This is a genomic window from Sphingobacterium alimentarium, from assembly GCF_004342685.1.
In the GTDB taxonomy this organism is placed as follows: Bacteria; Bacteroidota; Bacteroidia; order Sphingobacteriales; family Sphingobacteriaceae; genus Sphingobacterium; species Sphingobacterium alimentarium.
Genome location: NZ_SMBZ01000030.1, coordinates 38,528 through 45,534, shown reverse-complemented (window position 1 = coordinate 45,534; position 7,007 = coordinate 38,528). Strand labels below are relative to the sequence as shown.

The window sequence follows — 7,007 nt, the reverse complement described above, 5'->3', positions numbered from 1 at the left end:
ACACAAACACACGAGTAGATGAACTGTTAGAACAACTTCTTGACCGTCAGAACCTAAATGCTGCCTACCTCCAAGTGGTCGGTAATGGTGGTGCTTGCGGTATCGATAAGATGGGCGTCGAATCCCTTGTGGATTATCTTAGAGAGCATAAGGAGAAACTTTTAACATCCATCAAGCAAGGGGATTATTCTCCTGCTGCAGTAAGACGTGTTGAAATTCCTAAAGACAATGGGTCAAAGCGAATGCTAGGCATCCCAACGGTAGTTGACCGTTTCATCCAACAGGGCATTAGTCAAATCCTGACCCCAATCTACGAACCTGAATTCAGTGACCACAGCTATGGTTTTCGTCCGGGTCGCAACGCTCACCAAGCGCTTATCAAATGCAGATCCTACATTCAAAAGGGTTACAAGTATGCTGTAGATATGGACTTAGAGAAGTTCTTCGATAGGGTTAATCACAGTAAACTGATTGAGTTACTGTCTAGGAAGATTAAAGACGGAAGATTGATTTGGCTGATTCATAAATACTTGAGAGCAGGTGTAGAAATAAACGGAAGGACTATAGTAACTACAGAAGGTGTACCTCAAGGAGGCCCACTAAGCCCACTTTTGAGCAATATTATGCTTGATGAACTGGACAAAGAACTGGAATCTCGAGGACACAAATTTGTACGTTACGCTGATGACGTTATGATACTTTGTCGTAGTAAACGGAGTGCCTTGCGGGTTATGGAATCGATCACAAAATTTGTTGAAGGTAAGCTGATGCTTAAAGTCAATAAAGAGAAAAGCGTCGTTGGTCATGTATCCAAGATTAAATTTCTAGGCTACAGTTTCTACAATTACAGAGGGGAGTGGCGCTTACGTATTCACCCTAAAAGTCTAGGGAAGATGAAAGCTAAGATTAAAGGACTAACGGGTCGCAGCCGGGGTTGGAGCGAGGAACAGCGAATTCTCTACTTGAGGGAATACCTCACTGGCTGGATGCATTACTTTAAACTAGCGGACATGGAGTCGAGTCTGCGAAAAATGGATAAATGGTATCGCCGTGGGCTACGTATGGTCAAATGGAAACAATGGAAACATAGTACGACTAAAGTCACTAAGCTGACGCAACTAGGGGTAAGTAAGTACAAGGCGTATGAATGGGCACATACAAGGAAAAGTTATTGGCACACAGCAAAAAGCTGGATACTGTCAACCACTCTTTCCAACGATTATCTTAAACATCTGGGATGCCCATCTTTACTGGCAGAGTGCACGCGAGTTCGTGTTACAACTTAGGGAAGCGCCGTATACCGAACGGTACGTACGGTGCTGTGGAAGGTCGGAACGGGAATTAATCCCGTTCCTCCTATCCGATTACTGTTGAATAGGCCGACAGGAAGCATGTTACAAACAATAACATAACAAACCCCTTCAAAATAATTTGAAGCTGGTTATAATTTAGTATAGTTTCATATCAAACTAATCAATTTTTATTTGGTCCGTTGCTAGCGTTCCTCTCTGGATGATGTGACAATGAATATGTCAACATAGATTCGATATAAGTTGACTGTTCTTTTTTAATCAGAGAGTAGGTAATTGAAAGGTTTTTATTTAAACATGGTTGTTATTGCAATTTATTATTGAATCAACGGTTTTTGTTGAAAAATCTAAAAATAATTAGAAATAATTTTCTAAGTTTGCGCGAGGCGAATTAGGATGTTTTGTTCTAAACCGTAAAAACGCTAACAATTATTAATTAAAACAAATGTTTATGAAACACAAGTTACTCAGTACTATGTTCGCATTAGCGTGTGTGGCAAGCGCGTCTTATGCACAGACACGTCAGGTGACAGGTAAGGTAGTCGGCTCGGACGGCGCTTCTCTAGGAGGTGCGACCGTGACAGTAGTAGGCTCTAACGTATCTACTCAGACTGATGCCTCTGGAAATTTTGCTATCAATGTAAGCCCAGGTGCTACGTTGAATGTGTCGGTTATTGGTTATATATCCCAACGTGTATTAGTTGGCAATTCGTCTGTATTGTCAATAGTGTTGCAATCAGATGAAACAGACCTTGAAGAAGTAGTAGTAGTCGCTTATGGTACTCAAAATAAGGAGGCTATCACAGGTGCTGTCGCAAGTGTGACTGCAAAAGATATTGAGAAACGACCAGTATCTTCTGTTACGGCTGTGCTAGAAGGTGCGGCTCCAGGTTTGCAGGTTAATAACTCGTATGGAGAGCCGGGATCAAGTCCAAATATTCGTGTTCGTGGTTTTGGTTCTATTAATGGAAATTCATCCCCAGTGTATGTATTAGACGGTGTGGTAATGGGAGGTAATATCTCCGATTTGAACCCTAATGACATTGAGTCAGTAACTGTTCTAAAGGATGCTACATCTGCAGCATTATATGGGTCTAGAGCAGCGAATGGTGTGATTGTGATAACTTCAAAGAAGGGCAAAGCAGGAACGGCAGATATAAATTTAATAGCTAATTTGGGTGCTTTTAGCCGTGGTATTCCCGAATATGACATGTTGGATCCAAAGCAATATATGGAGGCTTCGTGGGCGGGTTACCGCAATCAACTAGCGACAGCTAATCCTACTTGGACACTAGCTAGAGCCAATGAAGAAGCTACGAAAGGTCTAATACCAAGTATATTAAAATTAAATATATTTGATATGGAGCCTGAACAATTATTTGATGCAAATGGTAAAGTAAATCCAAATGCAAAAATAAAAGGCGATTATGCTGGTGACTTGAATTGGTTTGACCCTATTTCTCGCGTCGGTAAGCGTCAAGATTACTCTATTAGCGGAAGAGGTGGTAGTGAAAAGTCAAGATATTATTTTTCTACTAATTATCTAGAAGAAGAAGGATACATTACTACATCAAATTTTAACCGTTTGACAGGTCGTGTAAGTGGAGAAATCACTCCTAAAACTTGGCTAAGAGCAGGTATGTCTGTGAATGCTTCTCATCAATTATCAAACTTCTTGGAAAGTACAGGTAACTCAACAATAGTTAACCCTTGGTATTTTGCACGTAATATAGCGCCTATTTATCCAGTTCATGCTCATGACCCTATAACAGGTAATTATATCTTTGACGCAGCGGGTAATAAAATATATGATAATGGGGAGACTTCCAGAAATCAATTAATCGGAAGGCACGTAATCTGGGAAAATGAATTAAACGAAGATAAAACCAAAAGAAATACAATGGCCTCACAGGCATATTTGAATTTTGATTTCTTGAAGCATTTTACCTTCTCCGCTTTAGCCGATATCAACTTGAGATATAATGAAGATCGTGGATATGATAACGCTGTCATCGGTGATGGTACAGGTAATAATGGACGCGCTTCCCGTACTATTTATAACTATAAAAACTATACAGCACAGCAATTATTGACCTATGTGAACACATTTAATGAGGCGCACAATGTAGATTTTATGGTAGGGCATGAAAACTATGGTAATATCTACACCTATTTGAATGGTTCTAAAAATACAGAAACATTTGCTGGTCAAAATCACTTAATTAACTTCACTACTATTGTTGGCTTGACGGATTACGAATACAATGATAAGTCTGAAAGTTACTTTGGACGTGCGAGATATAACTACAATGAAAAATACTTCGTGGAAGGTTCGATAAGAAGAGACGGTACTTCACGTGTGTCAAAAGCGCACAGATGGGATAACTTCTGGAGTATTGGTGGTAGCTGGTTAATCTCTAAGGAAAACTTTATGCAAGATTTTGCGTGGGTTAATACCTTAAAATTTAGAGCCGCTACTGGTGTGGTAGGAAGCTTAGCTAGTTTAGGTTTTAATGATTATTTATCATTATATGCACTGGCCCAAAACAATAATCTCTCTGCATTATATAAATCTAATATTGGTAACCCAGATTTAAGATGGGAAGGCAGTCAATCTTCTTCGTTAGCTTTAGAAGGTAGAATATTTAACCGTATGAATTTTGTGGTTGAATATTTTGACAAGAGATCTAAAGACTTATTATTCAATGTTAACTTACCATTATCTGTAGGTTCTACTACGTCAGGTTCAGGTACAGCATCCGTAACGCGCAACGTAGGAGATTTAGTTAACAAGGGTTTTGAGTTTACTTTGAATGGTGATATAATCAAGAATAGGGATTTTACTTGGAATTTAGGTTTCAATGCTACCCTTATAAAGAACAAGATTATCAACTTGCCTGAAGAAAATAAGGAAAATGGTATTATATCTGCACCATTTAAATATATGGAAGGTCATTCGGTATTCGATTATTTCCTAAGACAATATGCGGGAGTAGATATGATGACAGGTCAATCATTATACTATGCAGATACTGAAACGTATGATCCAACAGATGCTACAGGTGCATGGCATCCTTTCTTAGAAGAGGTTAATGGTGTTATGTATACTAGAAATGCTTCTTACGCTAAACAAGAATTTAGTGGGTCTTCAATTCCAAAAGTATCAGGTGGTATCACTACCAGTTTGAATTATAAAAATTGGGATCTATCAGGCTTGTTCACCTACTCTGTAGGAGGTAAGGGACTCGATTATTCATACATTGATTTGATGTCGTTGGGTGCGTCACCTAGTTCTGCACATGCTGATTTGAGTAAAGCTTGGACTGAGGCTCCAGCTGGTATGACAGAGACATCTTCTAATAGAATTAATCCTGATGCAGTTCCTCAAGTAAACTTTACGAATAGTCAATATAACAATGCCACATCAACAAGATTCTTATTGAATAATTCTTACTTTGTAATTCGAAATGTAGCATTAGGATATAGATTGCCAAACGAGATCTCTCAAAAAGCTGGTCTGAGTCGCGTTAGCTTTATCTTGAGTGGGGAGAATTTAGCAACATTTAATGCTTTGAAAGGCTATAGTTCTCAGCAAACCTTTGGAGGATACAGTCAAAATCAATTTGTACCGCAGAGAACAATATCTTTTGGGTTAAATGTTGGATTTTAATCAATAGAAAATCATGAAATTATTAAATACATTAAAAATATTATTAGCAGCATCAGTAGTTTTTACTTCTTGTTCTGACGAATTTTTAGATACTGCACCTACACAATCGACAGGTCCAGATGTGGCTTTCGAAAATGTAGCTAATGCCAAGGCTGCGGTTAACGGTCTTTCTCGTCTTATGAAGAGACAGTATCTTGGAAGCCAAGGTTTTAATGGCGAAGGAACTATTAAGATGTATTATGGTAACTATATGGGTAATCATTTTACAGCTCCTCTTCCAGGATGGTCATCTGTGATGAATATGGAATTCGTTTCTAACCCTGTTAGTACATATACATATTACCCTTGGTATTACTATTATATGATAATCAGTAACGCAAATGCTGTAATCACAAATATAGATAATGCCACAGGCTCAGATAATGAGAAAGCTTTTCTTAAAGCACAAGGATTGACTTTTAGAGCGTATTCATACATGATGCTAGTGCAATTATATGGCGATAGATGGGCAGATTCCAACAATGGAGCGACTCCGGCTGTTGTACTACGCGTAAATGAGGGTATAGAAGATTTACCTTTATCGAGCTTAGCTGATGCCTATAAGTTAATCTATGATGACCTGGATCAGGCAGTACAGTTATATACTTCATCTGGTCTAAACAGAACATCAGGCCGTAATTATGAGGCAAACCTAGACGTTGCTTATGCGATTTACGCCAGAGCTGCTTTAAATAAAGAAGATTATGTAAATGCAGAAAAGTACGCGAAATTAGCACGAGCTAATTATCCATTGATGTCAAATACTGAATATAAATCTGGATTTTCAAATCCTAACAAAGAGTGGATTTGGTCGGTATTCGACTCCGAGCAGGAAACTATTCATTTTTACTCATATCAAGCATATATTGCTTACAATTCTACTGCTAGTGCTGTAAGAACTGCACCCAAAATGATAAGTAAAGAATTGTATGATCAAATACCAGCAACAGATATACGTAAAGATTTGTTTTTAAATCCAGCGGCAGCGGGTACTGCGTTTAATGCCACTACGGGACAAGGTAATGCGGCAGGTTTGGCATACATTCGTAGCCTATATGCTGATATTCCATCCAATGCAACGGCCTATTCGTACATGCAATTCAAGATAAAAGCAAATGGAATGCCCGGTATTGGTCATACCAATAATTTTAGGTCAGCTGAAATGGTCTTGATCGAAGCTGAAGCGAAATATAAGCAAAATAAACCTGCTTCAGAAGTTCAAGCATTATTAAATGAGTTGAATAAAAATACTGGCCGAGACGCTTCTTACAATTGTACTTTGACAGGTATCGCATTATTTAATGAGATTAAAAAGTATAGAGCTATTGAATTATGGGGTGAAGGTTTCGATTGGTTTGATATGAAACGTTGGGGAGACACTATTAAAAGAAAATCTTTCTCAGAAGGTGGTAACTTCCAAACAATATTAGCCGCTACAATAGATCCTACACAAAACAATAAATGGAAAATCGTGACTCCAGCTCGTGAGGTTGATTTTAATACATTAATTGACTAGGTCTATTGAAAATAATCCTTAATTAGGGGGCTGTATCATAAATAAGTGGTACAGCCCCTTTTTTTTATCCCTGCATAATGTCTTGATTTAATTCCATAAAGCGCATTCTATTGGGTAGAAGGCAATTAATATGAATGCTCTATTTTCTATAAACCGACTTTTCAAACGTCTATTTAAGAAGGTTTAATTATATTTTTGTTCTTAAAGATTACAAATTACGGTTCTCTAACTTTTAAAATTTTTGTTAAAAAAAAGTTAAAATTAATTTTGGCAAGTTTATATAATTAAGATAGTTGGTATTTATACTTAAATATTTTTTCTTCTTTTATTGAAAATATTTGTTTTGAGAAGTACAAACGGTCAATGAATAACTTATTTCATAAAATAATAATATTTTTTTGAGAAAAATGTTAAATATTTTAACATTTAACGTTAAAATAGTTATGTTAGCGTAGTTTAAATAAGACTGATA

The 7,007-nt window shown here is 37.4% G+C and carries 3 protein-coding genes; all 3 read left to right on the top strand.

Annotation, left to right across the window (positions count from 1 at the left end; genetic code table 11):
- Nucleotides 1-1,286 (top strand): group II intron reverse transcriptase/maturase (gene ltrA, locus EDC17_RS11260; RefSeq protein ID WP_132778170.1); only part of this gene is annotated, 1,286 nt, incomplete at its 5' end.
- A gap of 475 nt (nucleotides 1,287-1,761) precedes the next feature.
- Nucleotides 1,762-4,980 (top strand): SusC/RagA family TonB-linked outer membrane protein, encoded by a 3,219-nt coding sequence (locus EDC17_RS11255; RefSeq protein ID WP_132778169.1) that lies wholly within the window; start codon nucleotides 1,762-1,764, stop codon nucleotides 4,978-4,980.
- Between the two features lie 13 nt (nucleotides 4,981-4,993).
- Complete coding sequence (locus EDC17_RS11250) at nucleotides 4,994-6,535, top strand: RagB/SusD family nutrient uptake outer membrane protein (protein ID WP_132778168.1); 1,542 nt, start codon at nucleotides 4,994-4,996, stop codon at nucleotides 6,533-6,535.
- The last annotated feature ends 472 nt before the right edge of the window (nucleotides 6,536-7,007 follow it).